Below are 21,280 nucleotides of genomic sequence, written 5' to 3' on the forward strand. Positions count from 1 at the left end.
TTTATGTTTTTACGAGTGGCACGACATACGAATGATTTAGAAAAAATGGAGAATTTTTATGTGGACATACTCGGGTTTGAACGATTAGGCGGATTTGAAAATCATAATAATTATGATGGCGTTTTTATTGGAAAACCAGGATTAGACTGGCATTTTGAGTTTACGCAATCTAAAGTCACGGCCAAACATACTTTTGATGAAGATGACGCAATGGTATTATATCCTAAAACTATTGCAGATTATGATAAATTAGTAAATAAATTAACGCAACAGAATATTGCAGTTATACCTTCGCTGAATCCGTTTTGGAATGAAAATGGAAAAATGATTCAGGATCCCGATGGTTATAGAATTGTAATATCACCTTTAAAAGCTGTAATTAGCGAAATTGAATAATGGAACAGGAAACTCATAAGAAAATATTATTTAAATACTATAGTGATTATCTAGATGAAGTAGTGTCTGAAACCATGTGGGCAGAAATTATAGATCTAGAAAAAGGACTTTTTAAATTGGATAATATTCCATTCTTTGGACCTTTGATTGCTACGGATGATATTTTTTATGCAGAATATGACGAAATGGAAGAACGTTTTATGCATAGAAAAACGATCCAGAATTCTGGAAACTCGATTATTCAGGTTGCGGTTTTAGAAAAAGGTTTTGATAAAGAAATCATTCGCGAAAGATTAAAAGCGCTAAATTGTTTGTCTGAAGGATTGAATGAAACATTTTTTGCAGCAGAAATAACCAAAGACATTGATTATTCTTTGGTAAGAAGTCTTTTGAACGAATATGAATCACAAGACATTATTGAATTTGCAGAACCTTGTCTTTCAGAAAAGCACAGAGCAGATTTATTAAAAAACTAATATTGTATTTAAACACATAGAAACATAGATTTTTATTGAATCTGTTTGAGATTATAGAAAAAGCAAGCTTTAACACATAGCTATGTGGACTGAAATTAGTGAAACGCCTTTTTTTAAAATTTGCAAAAGATATGTTTCTATGTGTTAAAATAATTTTGAACAATAAGTAAAACTAACCAAATTTAACCATAAGATTACGCATACGCATACCAAGCAACTTAACTTAAACTTAAAATAAATGAAAACTGTCAAAATTGCGGGTGTTCCGGAACACTTCAATTTGCCGTGGCATCTATGCATCGAAAACGGCGAATTTGAAGAAGAGAACATCGATTTACAATGGACAAATGTACCCGAGGGAACCGGGAAAATGTGCCAAATGCTTCGAGACGGAGAAACAGATCTTGCTGTTATTTTAACCGAAGGAATTCTAAAAGATATTTCAGCTGGAAATCCGAGCAAAATTGTTCAGGTTTATGTGCAATCTCCTTTAATTTGGGGAATTCACGTTGATGCAAAATCTGATTTTCAGACGTTGAAAGATCTTAAAAACAAAAAAGCAGCTATTTCGAGATTAGGATCGGGATCACAATTAATGGCTTATGTAAATGCAAATGAGCAAGGCTGGGAAATGGATGATCTCGAATTTGAAATCGTAAATACTATAGATGGCGCTGTTGATGCTTTGACCAATAAAAAAGCCGATTATTTTATGTGGGAACGTTTTATGACTAAACCACTTGTAGATAAAGGTGTTTTTAGAAGAATTGACGACTGCCCTACTCCTTGGCCTTCATTTATTATTGTGGGGCGTGATGAGTTTTTAAAAAAGAATGCCAAAACGGTAGAGACGATTCTTAAAATAATCAACAAAACAACGGTTGATTTTAAAGAAATTCCAGAAATTGACAAAAAATTATCTGAACTGTTTAATCAAAAAGCAGAGGATATTAAAGAATGGTTGAAACTGACTCAATGGTCACAGAAAAATTTGACAGAAAAATCTTTTAATAAAATTCAAAATCAATTATTTGATCTGGGAATTATTGATAAAAAAAGTATTTTTGTAGAAACAGTAAAAGCATTGTAAATACTGCTTTTTGATTCGTATGATGAAATTCCCTAAAATTGACTTACCGCATTTAAAATCCAAACTACAGGTGAAATCGCCGTGGGATAGGATTATTATTTCGATGTTGAGTCTTTTGATCACAATACCGATTTTCATCATACTGCATCAAAATTTGATCGATTTAGAATGGGCATTCAATCTAGATCGTGTATTCATCTTTATTTTTGTTTTTGCAACTGTGTTTTTTCTTCTGATGTATCTTAGAACAATTATTATTCTGTGTGTGGCAGTTTATTTGTTGATTTTATTTTACGGATCGGTAATTGGAAATTATGGTTTTAACGAAATCTCTGAAGATTACAATTCTATGATTTACACGATGTCAGATAATCCATATCCGCAGGATATTATTGTGGCAAAACTGCTTCCATTTCCTAATAAATCAAAGATTTTAAATGCTATTGAATATCAAAATCCTAAAGTGCGAAACTTTGCTATTATGGCAACTGCAAAGCATTTTAAAGGCATTAGAGGCTATTCAGATTATCGTACCATAATTCAGTGTTTTGCTGTTTTTAAAGAAATAAACGGCAGATGGAATTATGTAAACGATCCAAAAGACGGTGATTATATCGCAACCGCCAGCGAATCACTTGAGTATTTCTCAGGCGATTGCGATGATCACTCTATTTTGATGGCGGCTGCTGTGCGCTCTATTGGCGGAACTCCTCGCCTTATTCATACCAAAGGACACATTTATCCTGAAATTTTAATTGGTTCGATGATTGATCTAGAAAAAGTCAATTATCTTATCAAAAACGTTCTTTTTGTAAAAGAAAGCTACGGCAAAAAACTACACTACCACATAGACGAGCGCGGACAGGTTTGGATGAATCTGGATTATACCGCAACTTATCCTGGAGGTCCATTCATGTACGAGGAAATTTTAGGAGCTTTAACACTTAATTAGTAGCCTCTAAAAGTCAGTTTGTCCAATTAAGACGATTTTAATCGTTAACTCGTAACCAACTGGTTATCAGTAAAAGTCCCGAAAACAAAGACTTTCTGTATTAAAAGCAATTCATTTTTAGAAGTAAAAAAAATCTTTATAAATATTTGATTACGAATATTTTAATGTTATTTTTTTTTGTAACTTTTTCCTGTTTAACTTTTAATCACAAAATCATGAAAAACTCAAAATTATTTACCCTCGTAATTGCCATTGCTGTCGTTGTATTAATTGTTTCATGTCATCGTAAAAGAGACAAGCTTGTGAATTCATGGAAAGTTAGTGCCGTAGAACCAAAAGAAACCGTTTCTGATTCTACAAAAAATGCAATTTTAACCAATGGGATGCTTACTTTTACGGAAGATGGGCATGTTACTGGATATTTGCTTCGTGAAATTACAGACGGAACTTACGCGTTAAGTCAAAAAGGTAAAAAACTTGTTATTAAAGACGAAGTTGGAACACCATATGTTTGTGAAAGCACGATCACAGATGATAAATTAATTTTAGATACCAAAGAAGCCAAACTAACATTTGATAAAATTTAGAATACAAATTACCTTGTAATTTGATACAAAAAACCATTCGCTACAATTGTAAAGAATGGTTTTTTGATTTTTAAAACTAAAATAAATATCTTTGCACTTCTTAAATAAGCACTGCTGTATGTGAAAAATAATTTCTTTCAGGAAAATTGAGTAAGCGATCACGATTTTGTGATGGCTAGAATATTTATCTATAAAAGAAAGGAATTATGCTTATTCTTCAAAATATCTCTTATCAGCATGAGAATAAAGACATGCTGTTTCAAAACATTGGCTTTACGCTAAACCATCACGATAAAACCGCTTTGGTCGGAAATAATGGTGTCGGAAAATCAACCTTATTAAAAATTATTGCTGGCGAATTGCAACCTTTTTCAGGGCAAATAATTCAGAATTCTAAACCTTATTTTGTTCCGCAATTATTCGGTCAGTTTAATGACTTGACGATTGCTGAAGCTTTGCAAATAAAGGAAAAAATAGCTTCACTTAAAGAAATACTTGAAGGTGTAGTAACCGAAGAAAATCTTCAATTACTGGATGATGATTGGACAATTGAAGAACGCTGTAATGAAGCTCTCTCCTATTGGCAATTGCATGATTTGGATTTGAACCAGAAAATGGAAACGTTAAGTGGCGGACAGAAGACAAAAGTATTTCTGGCAGGAATTATGATTCATGAACCGGATTTGGTTTTATTGGACGAACCTAGTAATCATTTGGATTTTGCGGCAAGAACATTATTGTACGATTTTATAAAATCAACATCAATCACGCTTTTAATTGTAAGCCACGACAGAACTTTGCTTAATATTCTGAATAAGACTTTAGAAATGACAAAAAATGAAATTTCGGTCTATGGTGGAGGTTATGACTTTTACAGCGAACAGAAAAAAGTAGAAAATAATGCTTTAGAACAAGACGTTCAGAGCAAAGAAAAGGCATTGAAAAAAGCCAAAGAAAAAGAACGAGAAAGTATCGAACGCCAAAACAAATTAGATTCGAGAGGAAAAAAGAAACAGGAAAAATCGGGTATTGCCAGAATTATGATGAATACGCTCCGAAATAAAGCCGAAAACAGCAGTTCAAAGATCAAGGATGTTCATGGGGAAAAAATAAGCGGCATTTCTGAAGATTTAAGAAACCTGCGTTCGTCGCTTCCCGCTATAGATCAAATGAAATTTGGTTTTAATAACACTTCTTTTCTTAAGGGAAAAACGCTTTTTAAAGCTTCAGAAATCAATTATAGTTATGGCGAGAAAGATCTTTGGAATGAAAATCTAAGTTTTGAAATTCTGTCTGGTGATCGCTTGGTAATAAGGGGATTAAATGGTTCTGGAAAAACTACTTTAATTAAAATTATTCTGGGCGAGTTGAATCCAACAAAAGGACAAATTACTTCTTTAGCCAAAAAAGCAATTTACATCGATCAGGATTATTCTTTATTAAACCTAAACTTGAAAATTTATGAGCAAGCTGAGATTTTTAACGATTCTGGTTTGGAAGAACACGATATAAAGATGAGATTAAATCGTTTTTTATTTTCTAGAAATGATTGGGACAAGCCTTGTAATGCGTTAAGCGGTGGCGAAAGAATGCGTTTAATGCTGTGTTGCCTAACGATTAGCGACGAAGCGCCAGAAATTATCATTCTAGATGAGCCAACAAACAATTTGGACATTCAAAATATCGAAATCCTTACTGCGGCCATCAATGAATACCAAGGCACTTTAATTGTGATTTCGCACGATCAGTCGTTTTTGGAACAAATTAATATCGAAAAAAGTATTTCACTTTAGAATCAAAAAAATTAGCGCTAAGAATTCTCTTGGCGCTTTTCTTTTAGTATTAATTTGATATTCAAAATATTGAATTAAAATTTCCGTAAATTGCAGTAAAAACTGATGAAATTCAAATTAAACGTTTAATTAAAATTAAAAATTTTATGAAGCCAAAAAACAGAATTTTTCCCGCCCTACTTGCATTTACTTTATTAATAACCGAAACTGTTCTTCCTTGTACAAGAGTTGTTTACGAAGGTTTGAACGGAACAATTATTACAGCACGTTCAATGGATTGGCGTGGAGAAATTCCTGCCAATTTATGGATTTTTCCTCGCGGAATTGAAAGAGCTGGAGAAGCTGGAACGAGTTCTATTAAATGGAAATCCAAATACGGAAGTGTCATTACGAGTTCTTGGGATATTGCTTCTTCTGATGGAATGAACGAAAAAGGACTTGTAGGGAATCTTTTGTGGCTGGTAGAATCGCAATATCCTGCATTTGAGAAAAACGGAAAAGTAAAAGGTTTGGCTGTTTCTTTATGGCTTCAATATGTTTTGGATAATTTTTCGACTGTTGCAGAAACAGTATCGGCATTAGAAAAAAACGATTTTGTAATTGCCTCTTCACACATTCCAGGAACCAATATTTTTGCTACGGTCCATTTATCTATTTCCGATTCTAGTGGAGACAATGCCATTTTTGAATATATAAATGGCAAACTGGTTATTCATCATGATAGAAAGTATGTGACAATGACCAATTCTCCGATTTTTGACCAGCAATTGGCTATAAATGCGTATTGGAAAGGAATTCCAGGCACAATCATGCTTCCAGGAACGAACCGTGCAGCAGATCGCTTTGTACGAGCTTCCTATTATATTGATGCAATCCCAAAGACTGATAATACAAGAACGGCCTTGGCTAGTGTTTTTGGTGTAATTCGAAACTGTTCTGTTCCTCTTGGGATTTCGTCTGAAACTGAACCTAATATCTCCTCTACGCGTTGGAGAACGGTAGCTGACCAGAAAAACTTGGTTTATTATTTTGACAATGTTTTAAATCCGAATGTTATTTGGGTCGAATTCAGTAAAATTGATTTTAGCGAAAAAGGAAAAATCAAGAAATTGAGTCTCGCCAATAATGAAAACTATGCGGGCGATTCTCTTCTAAACTTCAAAGAAACAAAACCTTTTCAGTTTGCTGGTTTAGATTAATCTTAATGAAAAGCATACGTAAAACCTTCAAATTGAAAAGTTTGAAGGTTTTCTTTTTGAAAAAAACTTAAAAAAATATTGTGCAGTCAAATGACTTCATTATATTTGCAGTCAAATAACTGCGCAATGGAAATTAGAAGAGACGTTTTTCAAGCAATAGCCGATCCTACTCGAAGAGCTATTTTAAGTTTAGTTGCTATTCAGGCAATGACTCCTGGGGCAATTGCCGAGAATTTTAATTCGTCAAGACAGACGATTTCAAAGCATATTCAAATTCTAAACGAATGCGAATTATTGCATCAGACACAAAACGGAAGAGAAATTTATTATCATTTAAATCCTGAAAAAATGAAAGAAATTGACAAATTCATCGAACCCTTTAGAAAAATGTGGGATGATCGTTTTAATAAGTTAGAATCAATTATGAAAAACTACAAAAAATAAAACCATGGAAAAGAAAACCAAAATTCATGCTGAAGATGACAGGCACGACCTCGTAATTACAAGAGAATTTGATTTGCCTGTAGCATTATTATTTAAAGCTTATGAAGATCCTGAAATTGTAGCGCAATGGATGGGAACAAAAGTTTTGAGACTCGAAAATAAAAAATATGGTGGCTGGGAGTTTGAGACAAGCGATGTTAATGGAAATGTAGTTTTTAAAGCCAATGGTGTTATTCATGATTTTGTTCCCAACCAAAAGATAGTGCGCACTTTTGAGATGGAAAATATCAATTTTGCGCCTCAGTTGGAGTTTCTTGAATTCGAAAAACTAACAGATGACACGAGTAAATTAACGATGCAGATTATTTACAAATCGATCGAACATAGAGCGACGCAATTGAAACTGCCTTTTGCTCAAGGTTTGAACATGGCACATAATAGACTAGAAGAAATTGTAACTAAAATAAAATAATCATGACAAAACGTAATAGAATTATTTATTGGATTGCTACACTTTGGCTGGCTTTAGGAATGACGGCTACCGGTATTGTACAACTTATACCAATGAAAGAAGAGGTAGAAATGATACAACGTTTAGGCTATCCTCTATACTTTTTAACGCTTTTAGGTGTTTGGAAACTCTTAGGCGTTATCGCAATTTTGATTCCTAAATTTGGCTTATTGAAAGAATGGGCATATGCAGGCTTCTTTTTTGCAATGTCTGGGGCTGTAGTGTCGCATTTGGCTATAAAAGATGAGGCTTCAACACTTTTTGGACCTGTATTATTAATTGTTTTAACTGTAGTTTCTTGGTATTTCAGACCAGAAAATAGAAAATGCAACTCTAACTAAAAAACTCAAATCATGAAAAAGCAATTGACAGCAAACGAGCAAGAAGAACTTTTGAGCATTCTTGAAAAACGCTTTGAGAAGAATAAAAGCCGACATGAAAATCTGGATTGGGCAAAAATAGAAGCAAAATTAAAAGCTAGTCCTTTAAAATTGTGGTCTCTTGATGAAATGGAAAGAACGGAAGGCGAACCGGATGTTATTGGTTATGATAAAAAAACAGATGAATATCTTTTTGTAGACTGCTCAGCGGAGAGTCCTAAAGGTCGCAGAAGCATTTGTTACGATCATGAGGCGCTAGAAAAAAGAAAAGAACACAAACCCGCCGACAGCGCTATCAATATGGCACAAGAGATGGGAATTGAAATTTTAAGCGAAGAACAATATAAAGAACTGCAAAAGCTAGGAAAATTTGATGCTAAAACTTCGAGCTGGATTTTAACTCCGTCAGAAATACGAAAATTGGGAGGTGCAATATTCTCCGATTACAGATATAATACTGTTTTTGTATATCATAATGGGGCCGATTCTTATTATGCTGCTAGAGGCTTTCGCGGTTTATTGAGAGTTTAAAAATTAAAGACCTTCAAGTACTTTTGAAGGTCTTTTTTATTCTCTTAAAATCTTTTCCATTTTTTTGCCTTTGGCGATTTCATCAATCAATTTGTCCAGATATCGCATCTTTTGGATTAATGGATCTTCAATATCCTCTACTCGATATCCACAGATGACTCCAGTAATTTTGGATGCATTCGGATTGATTTCTGGAGCTTCAGCAAAGAAAGTTTGGAAATCTACTTTCTTTTCAATTTGTGCTTTAATTTGCTCGTCACTATATCCTGTAAGCCATTTGATTACGATATCTAATTCTTCTTTTGTTCTCCCCTTTTTTTCGACTTTTTGAATGTATAAAGGATATACGCTAGAAAATAGTATTTTGTAAATTCTTTCCGTTTTCATAAATGCTATATTTTAGTGCAAAAGCTTTGATGTAAAGATAAATCAAAAGAATAAAAAAGGAAAACGCAATGAATATTTTTAATACCTTAGACTTAAAAATGACATTGATTAAACAATCTTAAATAACTAATTATATGGAAAATAATTCAAATGAAATTACGCCAAAAGTCACTGGAATTGGCGGAATTTTCTTTTTTCTTGACAATCCGAAAGAAACAAAAGATTGGTATGCTAAAAATTTAGGATTGGAAATAAACGATTGGGGTTCTGCAAGTTTTGAATCTCGAAATCTTGAAAATCCAGAGCAAATCGAATCAACACAATGGTGCCCTTTTAAGAAAGGGGATGCATATTTTTCTCCATCTAAGAAAGATTTTATGGTTAATTACCGTGTTCAAAACATTGAAGGGCTTGTAACGCAATTAAAAGCAAACGGTGTTACTGTTCTTGATGACATCGAAACGTATGATTACGGAAAATTTGTTCATATAATGGATGCAGAAGGCAATAAAATTGAGCTTTGGGAACCGGCTTAGATAATGGTGAATTATTAATTGTTGATGGTAAATGGTTGAGTAAGAATAAAAAAATGTATTTTTAATAAACTGGTTGAAATAAACTGCCATTCAAGGAATAATTTTTTGCGGAAAATGGCTTCTAATTTATTAGAAAAACTCTATTGCTGTGAAATCAATTGTGCTGAAATGGACAAGAGTGTTTTGTTTGCGCATCACGGACGCGGGTGTACAATTGTTGCTTCTAAAATTTGCGAAAATGTAGTAATTTTTCAAAACGTTTCTATCGGAGCCAATTTGAAGTATAATAAAATTAGTAAAGAATGGGAAAATGTTGGAAACCCTATTATTGCTAAAAATGTTATAATTGCCGATGGAGCTAAAATTTTGGGTCCTGTAGTAATTGGAGAAAATTCTGTTATTGGTGCTGGTTCTATTATCACAAAAGATATTCCGCCCAATAGTGTAGCTTTTGGAGTAAATAAGTTTAAGCCAAAAGACATGAATTACGATTTTATATTCAACCCAAATATGATACATCCAAGTAAGATAATTGAAGCGAATAAAAATTTAGTTAACGAATTTAAGAAACAGAATAAATCTGTTTAAAAACACAAAAGCTCCATTATTTCTAATGGAGCTTTTATTTTATGTTTTTTCTTAATTCCAAATCTCATTCATTTCTGTCAAAATAATGGGTTTTCCTTCTGTTACCACGATCGTGTGTTCGTGTTGTGCCATGAATCCGCCTTTATTTCCAACCATTGTCCAACCATCTTTTAGGGTTTCAGCATATGTAGAAGCGGTAGAAATGAACGTTTCAATTGCTACTACAGAATTTTTCTTAAATCTAGTTTGATTAAAACGATCTCTGTAATTCGCAATTTCATGTGGCGCTTCATGAAGACTTCTCCCTACTCCGTGTCCCGTGAGGTTTTTAATTACTTTGTAACCGCGTCTTTTTGCTTCTGTCTCAATTAAAAAACCAATATCAGAAATACGAACGCCGCCTTTTATATTGTGAATCGCTTTATGCAAAATATCTTTAGAAGCATCGACAAGTTTTTGATGTTCGTTTACATCTGAACCAATTACAAAAGAACCTCCATTATCTGACCAAAATCCGTCTAATTCAGCAGAAACGTCTATATTTATTAAATCGCCTTCTTGTAAAATTCTTTTTTCGGAAGGAATTCCGTGGCAAAATTCATTATCAACACTAATACAAGTCCAACCAGGAAATCCATACGTTAGATAAGGCGCAGATTTCGCTCCTAAATCATTTAAAATTTGTCCGCCGTAATCGTCTAATTCTTTTGTAGATATTCCAGGTCTGGCAAATTTTCTCATTTCTTTTAAAGTAAAAGCAACAGCTTCACTTATTTTTTTCATTCCTGCTAATTCTGCTTCAGTTGTAATGGACATTGTTTTGTTTCTTAAAAATTAATAACGGGTTAAATTTACTACTTTTCTCTAGAACGAATCGTTATTATAATGCTAAAACCTTCCAAAATCAATGACTTTGGAGGGTTTTCTTCTTTTACCAAGGACTTTCTTCGCTTTCGTCTTCAATATCATTACTGAAGAATTTTCCTGTTGGTCCATTTTCATCTACTAAAGTGTGTTTTATTATAAAACTTGCTGCACTTTCTACGCTTCCTGGTCCGCTATGATGGTTAAAATCGGTTGCAGTGTAACCTGGATCAATAGAGTTTATTTTGAAAGACTCTTTTAATTCATGAGCCAAAGTAACTGTAAAGGCATTTAAAGCAGTTTTGGAAGAAACGTACGAAATGGCTTTTATTGCATAATATTTCCAAGTTGGATCGCTGTGCAAAGTCAGAGAACCAAGTCCAGATGTTATGTTACTAATTCTCGGACTGTCTGATTTTTTCAATAATTCAAGAAAAGTCTGTGTAACGGTTATGACTCCGAAGAAATTCGTATCAAAAACCTTCTGAATGTTTTCGATAGAAGTTGTAGAAGGATCTTGTGGAATATCACCTAGAATTCCAGCATTATTGATCAGGATATCCAATTTGCCTTTTTCTTTTTCAATGCTATTTTTTGCTGCTAAAACACTTTCTGCATTTGTAACATCAATTTGAATAGCTCGAATATTTTGAAATCCTTTTTCATTCAGTTCCTTTACTACTTCTTCTCCTTTTGCAAGATCACGCGTTCCTAAATAAACAAATAATCCATTCTTGGAGAGCTGTTTAGCAGTTTCTAAACCAATGCTTCTATTTGCGCCTGTAATTAATACTATTTTCATTTTTTTATGTTTTAAAATTATCTGAGGCAAAATTGCACGGATAAAAAATAAAAACATTTGCCATATGACAAAAAGCGATTTTAACGGATGTTTTTTCTAATCCTGCTCAAAGACGATTGGGTTATTCCGAGATAAGAAGCGAGATACGAAAGTGGAACTCTATTGATTACTTTTGGAAACATTTCCATAAATGACAAATAACGAGTTGTAGCATCTTCTGAAACCAACGGACTTCTTCTAGCCACTTTTTGAATTAATGCTTTCGAAATGATTTTATGCACAATCGTGTCCCAACCTACAATGGTATCTAGTAATTCTTGCCATTCGGCTTTAGAAAATACAATGATTTTACAATCTGTAACCGCTTGGACATAAGCAGAAGAACAAATATTATTGTCAAAACTTTCTAAATCTACAACCAGATTATTTTCGTCGATAAAATATTTAGTAATCTCCTCACCTTTGTTGTTGTAGTAACAAACACGCATTATTCCGTCAACGATAAATCCAACTTCTGCGGCTATTTTTCCTGCCTCAGAAAAATATCCCTCTTTTTTGATTTCTTTTTCTTTGGCTTTCGTCAAAATCAAATCAATCTGTTGCTGATTCAAATTGCCAAACTGCAATATATAATTAACTAATTCTTTCATGCACGAAAGTTAAGTATAAGTTTTTATTGAGAATTTGCCATATGGCAAAAAGAATTAGACTTTTTGAGTATTCTTATAAACATTTGGATTGTAAAGTTCCATGTAAACTTCTGGGTTAGGAACATTCTGGAAACCATATTTTTTATAAAGCCATTCTGCAGTAGAAGTCAGTAAAATCCATCGTCTCAAGCCTTGCAAATTAGGATGCGACATAATGCAGTCCATCATTTCTTTAGAAAGTCCTTTTCCGCGATAATCATCCAAAACATAAACATCTCCTAAATACGCTATAGTCGAAAAATCGGATATAATTCTAGCAAAACCAATTTGTTTTTCTCCATGAAAAAGCCCAAAATTCAATGAATTATCAATTGAAACTTTTACTTTTTCTAACGGAATATTATCGCTCCATCCAGAATCTTTAGACAAAAAATCATGTATTGCAGTAATGTCTAGTTTAGATTTGTCTGTTGTAATAAGAAATTCTCCAAATGTGTATTCTATTATTTGCATTATTTTGTTTCTAGAATTAAGATGTTTTTTGATTAAAATTTACATTCCTGGCCAATACAGAAAATTAAATTTATGCCCGTCTGGATCTGAAAAACCAAAAGTATAACCGACCTCGAAATTTTCAGGCTCAGAAAAAACAGTTCCCTTTATTTCTTTTATTTTCTGATGCCAAAGATCCACTTCTTCTACACTATTTGCAGACAAAGAAAATATAATTTCATTATCTACAGCCGTGTTGGATAGTTTTCCTTTTATAGCATTTTCTAGTCTTTTTGGCGCGAAAAAATTAATTACAAAATCATTTTCTCCAAAAACAAAACTAACTAATTCTTTTGTCTCTTCTCCGTTTTGCTTAAAACCAAGAGCAGTATAAAATTGAATTGTTTTCTGTATATCGTTCGAAACCAAGTTGGCCCATATCATTTTAGTTTTCATAAACTTAAGTTTTTATTGATAACTAAATTAATCAATTAATTTGGTAAACACTTGGTTTAATTCTATTTAAGAACCTTAAAAAGCAATTCCAAACTGAAAACCTACCGTAAAACTAGCAGGATGATCATTTCCAAAACGAACGGGCAATGGCACAGCAACGTAGTAACTGCAGTTTGTATTTTTTATAATTGTTTTATTAAAAACTGGAGTAAAACCATATCTGCCACCACTTTCAAATGCTGCTCTTCCGGCAAATGTGTAGCCTTTTCCTAAAGCGACCAAAACACCTGGATGAAATAGCAAATTGGTTACTTTGCTCGTTCCTTGATCCTCTTTTATGTTGGGAACGATTTCAAATGAGAATCCGATTTTTTCGTTTTTCCAGATATTTATTCCAGTAGGAAAACCAACAGCGTAATAATCCCTAAAATTTACAGTAGTTTCATCTTCATTAATTGTAACTATTGGATGCATAATGCCAAAATATCCCACTATTTTAGGATATGTAGTTTGAGAAAAAGACGTAAAACCTGTAAGTAGTACTGTAAAAAATAAAATATGCTTAAATGACATTGTTTCTAGTTTTTGATTAGACAAACAAAGCTAGAAGCATTCGTTTTCAAAAAATAGAACCCAATTTACCTTTTGTATCTGGTTTACTTTTTTGTTTTTTTTCTATAGGAAGAAGGATTTTTTCCTGTATGAAGTTTGAAAATTCTCGTAAAATGACTTTGATCAGAAAAGCCCGTTATATAAGCAATTTCTGTTAAAGTACTCGAGGAATTTTCGATGAGATGAATTGCTTTTTCAATACGAAGTTTTCTAACGTATTCGCCAAAATTCAAATCTTCAAAATGCTTTGAAAATTCTCGAGACAAATACGACGGATTCAAATCTAATTCGCTCGAAATTTTCTTTAAATCAAAAGTAAACTGAGTATCAATCTGATCTTGAATTATATTTTTTAAATCTTTTACCCAAGATGGCGTTTTGCCCGATGTTTTTTTGTCATTCAAAAACTTATTATACACTTCATGCAATAGTTTTTCAAATGGACTATTCTGCAAATGATTTTGCTGATGTAAATGTGTTGCCCAACTGTATAAGGCATCATACAAAAGCATTCCTTTTTCTAATAGCTCGTAATCATCGGTAATATTATAAGCCAATCCAGCAGAAATGGCCCAAAGTCCCGCCGATTCTTTAGCAATTTCGTGCCTATCAGTATCAGCGCCGCGTACAATTCCTGCAATAATCTTAATTGCCGGATCTTTAATTTCATATTTTTTGACTATATAATCAAAAGTGCTTTCTTCATTATAATGAGTAAACTCAACATCTGGAATATCAAACGGAATGGCGCCAAGTTCCTTTGCCTTGGTTATAACGTCATTAAAAGGAACATAAATAAATTCAGATTCAGGATCGACAAATTTTCGAATAAGCCACGGACAGGCAATTCGATCTATTTTGGGTCTTTCTCTGGTAATCCATTTCATTTGAAATACTTTTTGAAGAATTTTTTTTAAATTTTAGCTAAACTACATTATATTTTAGGATTTTTCAAAAACCTGATTTTAAATTTAATAGATCGTTTATTTAAGTTAAATAATTTATTTCAATCGCTAAGTGATGATTTTTCCTATATTAGCTTCAAAAAAAAAACTTTTTAACTTAAAAGAGAAAGGATTCCAGTTAATCGATTTAATATAAAACATGAAAAGTATATTTCTTGTATTTGCCTTGATTTTAGGTACTTTTAGCGGACATTCTCAACAAAAGAAAATAAGAAAAACGGTACAGGTTCCTGTTTCTTATAGTAATACCGCTAAAGAAAGCCAGCGAATAGCAAAAATAAAACTTAAAGGACATGTCTATGATGTTTACCAAAACAAAATGAATACTTTAATGTCCGAACAAACTCCAAATGATGTATTGATTGAATACGATTTCACATTCGGGAATACTAAATCTACTGTAGCAAATATTCAAAAATATGCCACCATAAAAGGTAAGATTGCCAGAGAGGGATTTTATAAAGTAAAAGGAGATACTTTAATTCTTACGGTTAACTATTACGATCCCTATCATGGTGGCGCATTAATTGAAAGTTATGTTCCAGATAAAAAAGGCTGGTTAAAAGAGGTTAAAAGTGAAATGAAACCTATAGATACAGATACTGTTTCTGAAAAATATATTAAGACCGAAATGATGGCCGCTCCTTATTTAGGGCACTAGTAAAATTATTGAATATGAAATTCTTAAGACCATTTAGCTCATTATTTGCTTTGATCGTTACAGGATGCGTTATGAATATGAGCCCGACAGGTGGAAACTCAGCTCCAGATTATCCCTATTTCGTTACTACAGAACCTTTAATTGTAAAAAAAGTTCCAGTTCCAATAGGATCAAAGTTAGTTTACGAAGAGCAGTTTTTTAAAGAAGGAAAGCAAGATCATAAACTAAAAGAAGAAAAACTGACGACAATAGAATTTCCCGAAGGAAAAGAACTAATTTGGGGCGGTGTTCCTATAAAATCGATTTATAAGTTCTTTAATTCAGAAATGCGCGGTTACACTGTTACTGCCGATTTCAGCAAATTGAGAGAGGATCAAAAAACTAAATTCTCAGAACTTTGGCAAAGTTGCGATGATGATTTAGGAATAACAATTAAAAATACTGATGATTGGTCTTTCAATAAAGAAAATATAGCTGATGTAGAGAATTGCAGTGTTATTTATCAGCGTTATTTTAAAGACGATTGCAAACAGCAGTCTTTTTTAAACGAAATGTATGCTGAATTGCAGAAAATTAATTCAAAATAAACTACCATACCCCTTATGATCTTAGCCTTTGATACCTATTATTTTGGCCAAAAAGCAAAAACAATCTGTCTTGAATTTGCCGAATGGAACGAAGACAAAAACTTCAAAATTCATTCAGAAATAATAGATAACGTAGAAGAATATATACCCGGAGAGTTTTACAAAAGAGAATTGCCTTGTATTCTGAGCTTATTAAAACAAATAGATTTGTCGACTATAGAGGTTATAATAGTTGATGGTTTTGTTTATTTAAACGATGAAAACAAATACGGTTTAGGCGGTTATTTATACGAAAAGTTAAATAAAGAAATTCCAATTATTGGTGTCGCCAAAACCAATTTTGCTTCTATAGAAAAGAATAAAAAGGCCCTATTCAGAGGCGATAGCAAGAAACCACTATACATAACTTCTATCGGAATTAATTTGGATGAAGCCTACAAAAAAGTGGAGAGCATGGCCGGCGAGTTTAGATTTCCAACTTTGCTGAAAGAATTGGATAGACTGAGTAAGGAGAATGTTTTAATCTTGAATAAAAAAACAGAATCTCATTAAGGTAATTTTAAAAGTTAGTTTCTATATTCGCCAAAAAAAATATTTTAAAAACATTTTTTGATTAATAAATGTATTAAACATCTATAATACCACATGCTTTTTAACTCTATAAACTTTGCCATTTTTTTACCGATTGTCTTTCTTTTATATTGGTGTTTTGCCAAGAAAAGTTTAAAGCTTCAAAATATTCTTTTACTTGTTTCGAGTTATTTTTTTTATGCTTGTTGGGATTATAGATTTCTATTTCTTCTTATTTTTTCAACATTACTAGATTACTTTACTGGAATTAAAATGGCTGATACAGATAATCAGAATTGGAAAAAGTTTTGGTTCTGGTTAAGCATATCAATCAATTTAGGTTTTCTAGGGATATTTAAATACTATAATTTCTTTGTAGAGTCTTTAGCCGACGCTTTAAAAAACACAGGATTAGAAATCAATCTATGGACGCTTAAAATTATTCTGCCAGTTGGTATTTCTTTTTATACATTTCATGGACTATCTTATGTGATAGACATTTATAAAGGTCGCATTAAAGCAGAAAAGAATTTTATTGATTATTCTTTATTTGTTAGTTTCTTTCCATTATTGGTAGCAGGGCCAATTGAACGTGCAACTCATCTTCTTCCTCAAATAAAAAAAGAGCGTTTTTTTAATTACAATAATGCTGTTGATGGTTTAAGACAAATTTTATGGGGATTATTTAAGAAGATAGTAATCGCTGATCAATGCGCAAAATATGCAAATGAAATTTTCAACAATTCGTTAAGTCATTCAGGAAGTGATCATGTACTTGGTGCAATCTTTTTTACATTTCAAATTTATGGAGACTTCTCAGGTTATTCAGATATAGCCCTAGGAACTGCTCGTCTTTTCGGAATAGATCTTTTAAAGAATTTTGCCTTTCCTTATTTCTCAAGAGATATAGCTGAATTTTGGAGACGTTGGCATATTTCTCTTTCAAGTTGGTTTCGTGATTATCTTTATATTCCGTTAGGCGGAAGTAAAGTAAGCACATTAATAAAAGTTAGAAATACCTTTATTATTTTTATCGTAAGCGGATTTTGGCATGGAGCTAATTGGACCTTTATTTTCTGGGGTTTATTAAACGCCTTGTTTATTATGCCTTCAATATTGTTTAATACCAATAGGAATAATATAGAAATTGTTGCAAAAGGAAGACTTTTTCCAAGTTTTAAGGATTTTCTATCTATTGCAATTACATTTAGCTTAACCGTATTTGCATGGATCTTTTTTAGAGCAGAAAGTTTGAGACACGCATTTCAGTATGTTTCCCAAATATTTTCAAGATCTGTCTTCTCAATTCCAACAATTAGACCAACGAACCTCTTGATTTTACTTACAATATTCATTTTAATAGAATGGCTTGGAAGGGAAAAAGAATATGCTATTGCCTCTCTAGGGTTAAAATGGAAACCGGTTTTTAGATATGCTTTCTATTACATATTAATCATTTTAGTTTTTTGGTTTGGAGGAAAGGAATCAGAATTCATATATTTTCAATTTTAAGTTTATGAAAAAGTTTATTCTAAAAACATTGCCATTTACCCTGCCTTTTTTTGTTTTATATATAGTTACATTTTCATTTTATTCTGATGCAGAAAATCCGGATCTATTACGTGTAGGTTACATACCCAATATCGACAAAGGTTATATGAAAGCTCTTGATTCTAATCGTAAAGTAAAATTTGAATTATTGTCTGAAACCCAAAATAAAGAGTTTAAAATTTTAACTATTGGAGATTCATTTTCCAATAGAGGATCTATTGGGTACAACAATATGCTTGCAGACCATTTCAGCGTATTAAATGCTGATACTTTTAGGGCTGAGAATCAATTTCAAACCATCGTAAAATTAATAAATGGAGATTTTTTTTCAACCTATAAAATAGATTATGTCATACTTCAAAATATAGAGCGAAATATTATCTATAACGCAGAAAATACTGATATTGAGCAAAAAATATATGTTAGTGAAATTGATAGTTTAATTAAGAATCACCATTCAAAACATGAAAGCTATCGTTATGAATTATTTTCTAAAACAACTTTAAATTTTCCGTTTACATTTCCGAAGTTTTTCTTTAAAAAGAATTATTTATCAAATAATGAAGTATTTAATCTTGAACTTAATAACAATAATTTATTTAGTAATAATTCGAGTAAATTGCTTTTTTACAATAGAGATCTTTATGCACTAGAAAGAAATAATACAATGGCAAAGGTTGAAAGTCTTAATAATAAATTGAATTTTTTAGCAAAACAACTTGAACAGAGAAATGTAAAATTAATTGTATTGCCAGCGCCCGATAAATACGACATGTATTATTCGTACATTGCAGATAAGACGAATTTTGAAAAACCGATTTTCTTTGAAAACTTAAATAAACTTAGTAAGAATTATATTTATATAGATTCAAAAGAGCTATTGTTAAAAAATATGGAAAGCAAAAAAGATATATATTATTTCGCTGACACCCATTGGTCACCTGTAGCGGCAAAATTAATTGCAGATGAAATAAAGAAAAGAATTAATACGCAATAAAGAAATTGCGGAGTTTTTCTATTATACGAATTGATTTGAACTCAGAAACCGATGATATTCATTTATTTTAAGTTTCAATCGGTTCGCTAAATATTCGTTTCCGTCTTTCAGTTCATTGTATAAAGTTTCTGCTTCGGCAATGTATTTTAGTTTTTTATCATCATTCCAATAAAAAGGTGGTTCGTATAGATTTGAAATTCTATCAGCCATTTTAACTGCCCAAACTTCTATGGGCTGTTGTTTGATTCTTCTTAAACTATCCATCATTTTTTCTGAAGAATCTTTGATTTTATCATCTTTGGTTAAAGCAAGAACTCCAGATGCAACCTGACTGCCAAATAAGTCGATCACTTTTTCATATTTCATTTCGGTATCTTCTATGGTATCATGAAGCATCGCGCATTTAATTGCCAGATCAACATTCATGTTTTCTGTAAATCGCGCAGCATTTATAATCTCAAAAACAACACCGCCGATATGATTCAGATATTCAACTTGTTCATCCTCATTAAATCCGCCATATTTTTGTCCGTTATGAAGTTTTGAAACCAGCTTCCAAACATTCTGAATTTCATCTATTGACCAGTCTTTTTGCTCTTTCATTTTTATTGTCTATTATAGGTTTTTATATTATTGTAATGTATTGCTTTTTCTAAAGATCTGCAATCGTTTAAAGTTTAAAATTAAATTAACGAGGTTTTATTTATATATTAGCATTGAAAATTAAGAAAAATTAAATCTGTTTTAATGGCTGAAACTATTATAGAAAACTTAAAAATTTTATCGGAGAATTTCAAATACAAATTTGACACTTTTGCAAATTCAGTCATTTTGGTAAATGAAATGAATAAAATTAGAGTTCAGCTTGAAGATGAAGCCAATTTTAGAATTACGTATAATTTTCGTTTCGACGAAAAAACCATTTTAATACCAAAAGTAGCTGTTTATCAGTTTTGTTTGGATTTGTTCAAAAGACAAAATAATAGTATTGAAGTGATTTATAGCATAGGAAAACCAATTGATATTGATGAATGCTTTAAAATTGAAAAAGAAGAATTTCTGAATATAATTAATTTCATTAAAAAAGAACTGAACTACAATTATAGACTTAAACATTTATTTTTAGAAAGCAGCCGATTTGAAATAACATATTTTAATAGCTTGCTGATTGTAGAAGATAAAAAGAAAGAATATTATTCTAACGTGTTTAATTTTAGAAAAATATAAACCAATCTTAAAGAAACATATGAAACTAAAGTTTATTCTTCTATTTGCTTTGATTTATATCCAAAATCCCGTTTTTGGACAAAATAACTTTTCAGACAATCCTTTAGATGCTGTTTTTGAAACAAGAGATTCAGAAAATTTCTGGATCGCTTTCGACAAAATGGACAAATCAAAAGAAAATCCATTTGTTGAATATATGCAGAAAGGTTCTCCTGGTGTTAAAGCTTTTACTGAAAACAGAATAATCAATGCCGATTCTCTTTTTAGAGTGGTAAAAAAAAGAAAAGCAGAGTATGAACTTACAAGAAATGTTTTAAACGATCTTTCTTCTAAAGAAAAGCGTGTAAGAGTTATTTATAGTGCATTGAAATATTGGTATCCAAAGGCAAAATTCCCTCCTATTTTTTTTGTTTACGGAAGATTTAATTCAGGTGGAACTTCTGCTCCAGAGGGAGTTATTGTTGGAACCGAAATGCTTCAAAATCTAGATGGAATTTCTGGCTTAATTGCTCACGAACTCATACATTATCAGCAAAATATAACCGGTAAAGATATGCTTTTGAAATGGTGCCTGATGGAAGGTGGCGCAGATTTTATTGGTGAACTTATTTCAGGAGAATCAATTAATTCGTTTTCTTATAAATATGGAGCGCAGCATAAAGGTAAATTATGCGAAGAATTTGTATCAAGGTTAAAAAATACAGACTATCTAGATTGGCTGTATGGAACTACCAAAAAAGATGATAGACCAAATGACTTGGGATATTGGATGGGTTATAAAATAATAGAATCTTATTTCAATAAACAAAAAGACAAACAGAAAGCAATTGACGAAATTCTGAATATAAAAGATCCATTGCTATTCTTGCAGCAAAGCGGTTTTCTAGATACTTATATCGAAAAGTATCAAAAATCTAAAAAAGAAAGTTTTGATGCGTTTTTTAAATAACGCACTTAGGTAAAGAACCATTTCTTC

At 31.9% G+C, this 21,280-nt stretch carries 29 protein-coding genes; 20 read left to right on the forward strand and 9 right to left on the reverse strand.

The window, feature by feature from the left end; translation table 11 throughout:
• The first annotated feature begins 3 nt into the window (after positions 1 to 3).
• From QLQ95_RS20940 to QLQ95_RS20990, 11 genes are all read left to right on the forward strand, one after another.
• A complete protein-coding gene (locus QLQ95_RS20940; protein ID WP_320493549.1) occupies positions 4 to 396 on the forward strand; it encodes a VOC family protein in 393 nt (130 codons plus the stop codon).
• Positions 396 to 872, forward strand: coding sequence for a DUF4265 domain-containing protein (locus tag QLQ95_RS20945; protein WP_320493548.1), 477 nt, complete (start codon positions 396 to 398; stop codon positions 870 to 872). The genes QLQ95_RS20940 and QLQ95_RS20945 overlap by 1 nt, the downstream gene beginning before the upstream one ends.
• Positions 873 to 1,110: 238 nt before the next feature.
• Positions 1,111 to 1,962 carry a substrate-binding domain-containing protein gene (locus QLQ95_RS20950; RefSeq protein ID WP_320493547.1) on the forward strand — a complete coding sequence of 284 codons (852 nt, stop codon included), beginning with the start codon at positions 1,111 to 1,113 and terminating at the stop codon, positions 1,960 to 1,962.
• A gap of 19 nt (positions 1,963 to 1,981) precedes the next feature.
• Positions 1,982 to 2,914 carry a transglutaminase-like domain-containing protein gene (locus tag QLQ95_RS20955; protein ID WP_482501519.1) on the forward strand — a complete coding sequence of 311 codons (933 nt, stop codon included), beginning with the start codon at positions 1,982 to 1,984 and terminating at the stop codon, positions 2,912 to 2,914.
• A 215-nt stretch (positions 2,915 to 3,129) separates the two neighbouring features.
• Complete coding sequence (locus QLQ95_RS20960) at positions 3,130 to 3,501, forward strand: hypothetical protein (protein ID WP_250836136.1); 372 nt, start codon at positions 3,130 to 3,132, stop codon at positions 3,499 to 3,501.
• Between the two features lie 206 nt (positions 3,502 to 3,707).
• Positions 3,708 to 5,294 (forward strand): ribosomal protection-like ABC-F family protein, encoded by a 1,587-nt coding sequence (gene abc-f / locus QLQ95_RS20965; protein WP_482501521.1) that lies wholly within the window; start codon positions 3,708 to 3,710, stop codon positions 5,292 to 5,294.
• Positions 5,295 to 5,440: 146 nt separating this feature from the next.
• Complete coding sequence (locus tag QLQ95_RS20970; protein ID WP_095931227.1) at positions 5,441 to 6,493, forward strand: linear amide C-N hydrolase; 1,053 nt, start codon at positions 5,441 to 5,443, stop codon at positions 6,491 to 6,493.
• Between the two features lie 126 nt (positions 6,494 to 6,619).
• The gene (locus tag QLQ95_RS20975; RefSeq protein WP_008464153.1) at positions 6,620 to 6,937 is read left to right on the forward strand and encodes an ArsR/SmtB family transcription factor; all 318 of its coding nucleotides are present in this window, start codon (positions 6,620 to 6,622) and stop codon (positions 6,935 to 6,937) included.
• A gap of 4 nt (positions 6,938 to 6,941) precedes the next feature.
• Positions 6,942 to 7,409, forward strand: coding sequence for an SRPBCC domain-containing protein (locus QLQ95_RS20980; RefSeq protein WP_482501524.1), 468 nt, complete (start codon positions 6,942 to 6,944; stop codon positions 7,407 to 7,409).
• A gap of 2 nt (positions 7,410 to 7,411) precedes the next feature.
• Positions 7,412 to 7,789 (forward strand): DoxX family protein, encoded by a 378-nt coding sequence (locus QLQ95_RS20985; RefSeq protein ID WP_482501526.1) that lies wholly within the window; start codon positions 7,412 to 7,414, stop codon positions 7,787 to 7,789.
• 12 nt (positions 7,790 to 7,801) lie between these two features.
• Positions 7,802 to 8,359 (forward strand): DUF4256 domain-containing protein, encoded by a 558-nt coding sequence (locus tag QLQ95_RS20990; protein WP_482501527.1) that lies wholly within the window; start codon positions 7,802 to 7,804, stop codon positions 8,357 to 8,359.
• Positions 8,360 to 8,395: 36 nt separating this feature from the next.
• Here the strand turns inward: QLQ95_RS20990 and QLQ95_RS20995 are convergent, their stop codons facing one another.
• Positions 8,396 to 8,746 carry a DUF2200 domain-containing protein gene (locus QLQ95_RS20995; RefSeq protein ID WP_482501529.1) on the reverse strand — a complete coding sequence of 117 codons (351 nt, stop codon included), beginning with the start codon at positions 8,744 to 8,746 and terminating at the stop codon, positions 8,396 to 8,398.
• A gap of 134 nt (positions 8,747 to 8,880) precedes the next feature.
• Here QLQ95_RS20995 and QLQ95_RS21000 point away from each other — a divergent pair, with 134 nt between their 5' ends.
• Positions 8,881 to 9,282 carry a VOC family protein gene (locus tag QLQ95_RS21000; RefSeq protein WP_482501530.1) on the forward strand — a complete coding sequence of 134 codons (402 nt, stop codon included), beginning with the start codon at positions 8,881 to 8,883 and terminating at the stop codon, positions 9,280 to 9,282.
• 114 nt (positions 9,283 to 9,396) lie between these two features.
• Positions 9,397 to 9,870, forward strand: a complete 474-nt coding sequence (locus QLQ95_RS21005) for a serine O-acetyltransferase (RefSeq protein ID WP_482501532.1) — start codon at positions 9,397 to 9,399, stop codon at positions 9,868 to 9,870.
• A gap of 51 nt (positions 9,871 to 9,921) precedes the next feature.
• On the opposite strand, the gene map is transcribed toward QLQ95_RS21005, so the two are convergent.
• The 7 genes from map to QLQ95_RS21040 form a co-directional block, all read right to left on the reverse strand.
• On the reverse strand, positions 9,922 to 10,686 hold the full coding sequence (map, locus tag QLQ95_RS21010; RefSeq protein WP_320493539.1) for a type I methionyl aminopeptidase: 765 nt from the start codon (positions 10,684 to 10,686) through the stop codon (positions 9,922 to 9,924).
• Positions 10,687 to 10,801: 115 nt separating this feature from the next.
• The gene (locus tag QLQ95_RS21015; protein WP_482501534.1) at positions 10,802 to 11,536 is read right to left on the reverse strand and encodes an SDR family oxidoreductase; all 735 of its coding nucleotides are present in this window, start codon (positions 11,534 to 11,536) and stop codon (positions 10,802 to 10,804) included.
• A gap of 80 nt (positions 11,537 to 11,616) precedes the next feature.
• Entirely contained in the window at positions 11,617 to 12,186 is a 570-nt protein-coding gene (locus QLQ95_RS21020; protein WP_428239220.1) for a Crp/Fnr family transcriptional regulator, read from the reverse strand.
• A gap of 54 nt (positions 12,187 to 12,240) precedes the next feature.
• Positions 12,241 to 12,699, reverse strand: coding sequence for a GNAT family N-acetyltransferase (locus QLQ95_RS21025; RefSeq protein WP_095931218.1), 459 nt, complete (start codon positions 12,697 to 12,699; stop codon positions 12,241 to 12,243).
• A gap of 39 nt (positions 12,700 to 12,738) precedes the next feature.
• Positions 12,739 to 13,134: a VOC family protein gene (locus QLQ95_RS21030; protein WP_095931217.1), complete on the reverse strand. Its 396-nt coding sequence runs from the start codon at positions 13,132 to 13,134 to the stop codon at positions 12,739 to 12,741.
• Between the two features lie 75 nt (positions 13,135 to 13,209).
• Entirely contained in the window at positions 13,210 to 13,707 is a 498-nt protein-coding gene (locus QLQ95_RS21035; protein ID WP_095931216.1) for a hypothetical protein, read from the reverse strand.
• A gap of 83 nt (positions 13,708 to 13,790) precedes the next feature.
• Positions 13,791 to 14,633 (reverse strand): chromate resistance protein ChrB domain-containing protein, encoded by an 843-nt coding sequence (locus QLQ95_RS21040; RefSeq protein WP_095931215.1) that lies wholly within the window; start codon positions 14,631 to 14,633, stop codon positions 13,791 to 13,793.
• A gap of 217 nt (positions 14,634 to 14,850) precedes the next feature.
• Here QLQ95_RS21040 and QLQ95_RS21045 point away from each other — a divergent pair, with 217 nt between their 5' ends.
• From QLQ95_RS21045 to QLQ95_RS21065, 5 genes are all read left to right on the forward strand, one after another.
• Positions 14,851 to 15,372: a hypothetical protein gene (locus tag QLQ95_RS21045; RefSeq protein ID WP_428239219.1), complete on the forward strand. Its 522-nt coding sequence runs from the start codon at positions 14,851 to 14,853 to the stop codon at positions 15,370 to 15,372.
• A gap of 14 nt (positions 15,373 to 15,386) precedes the next feature.
• Positions 15,387 to 15,959, forward strand: a complete 573-nt coding sequence (locus QLQ95_RS21050) for a hypothetical protein (RefSeq protein WP_428239218.1) — start codon at positions 15,387 to 15,389, stop codon at positions 15,957 to 15,959.
• Positions 15,960 to 15,974: 15 nt separating this feature from the next.
• On the forward strand, positions 15,975 to 16,511 hold the full coding sequence (locus QLQ95_RS21055) for an endonuclease V (RefSeq protein ID WP_482501538.1): 537 nt from the start codon (positions 15,975 to 15,977) through the stop codon (positions 16,509 to 16,511).
• Positions 16,512 to 16,604: 93 nt separating this feature from the next.
• Entirely contained in the window at positions 16,605 to 18,041 is a 1,437-nt protein-coding gene (locus QLQ95_RS21060; protein WP_320493529.1) for an MBOAT family O-acyltransferase, read from the forward strand.
• Positions 18,042 to 18,045: 4 nt separating this feature from the next.
• Complete coding sequence (locus QLQ95_RS21065; protein ID WP_320493528.1) at positions 18,046 to 19,077, forward strand: alginate O-acetyltransferase AlgX-related protein; 1,032 nt, start codon at positions 18,046 to 18,048, stop codon at positions 19,075 to 19,077.
• 21 nt (positions 19,078 to 19,098) lie between these two features.
• On the opposite strand, the gene QLQ95_RS21070 is transcribed toward QLQ95_RS21065, so the two are convergent.
• Positions 19,099 to 19,680, reverse strand: coding sequence for an HD domain-containing protein (locus QLQ95_RS21070; protein ID WP_320493527.1), 582 nt, complete (start codon positions 19,678 to 19,680; stop codon positions 19,099 to 19,101).
• Between the two features lie 144 nt (positions 19,681 to 19,824).
• Between QLQ95_RS21070 and QLQ95_RS21075 the strand changes: the two genes are divergently transcribed.
• Both QLQ95_RS21075 and QLQ95_RS21080 read left to right on the forward strand, forming a co-directional pair.
• Positions 19,825 to 20,304: a hypothetical protein gene (locus QLQ95_RS21075; RefSeq protein ID WP_482501540.1), complete on the forward strand. Its 480-nt coding sequence runs from the start codon at positions 19,825 to 19,827 to the stop codon at positions 20,302 to 20,304.
• 19 nt (positions 20,305 to 20,323) lie between these two features.
• Positions 20,324 to 21,253 (forward strand): DUF2268 domain-containing putative Zn-dependent protease, encoded by a 930-nt coding sequence (locus QLQ95_RS21080; RefSeq protein ID WP_482501542.1) that lies wholly within the window; start codon positions 20,324 to 20,326, stop codon positions 21,251 to 21,253.
• The last annotated feature ends 27 nt before the right edge of the window (positions 21,254 to 21,280 follow it).

It is taken from the genome of Flavobacterium sp. B330r (genome assembly GCF_056824325.1).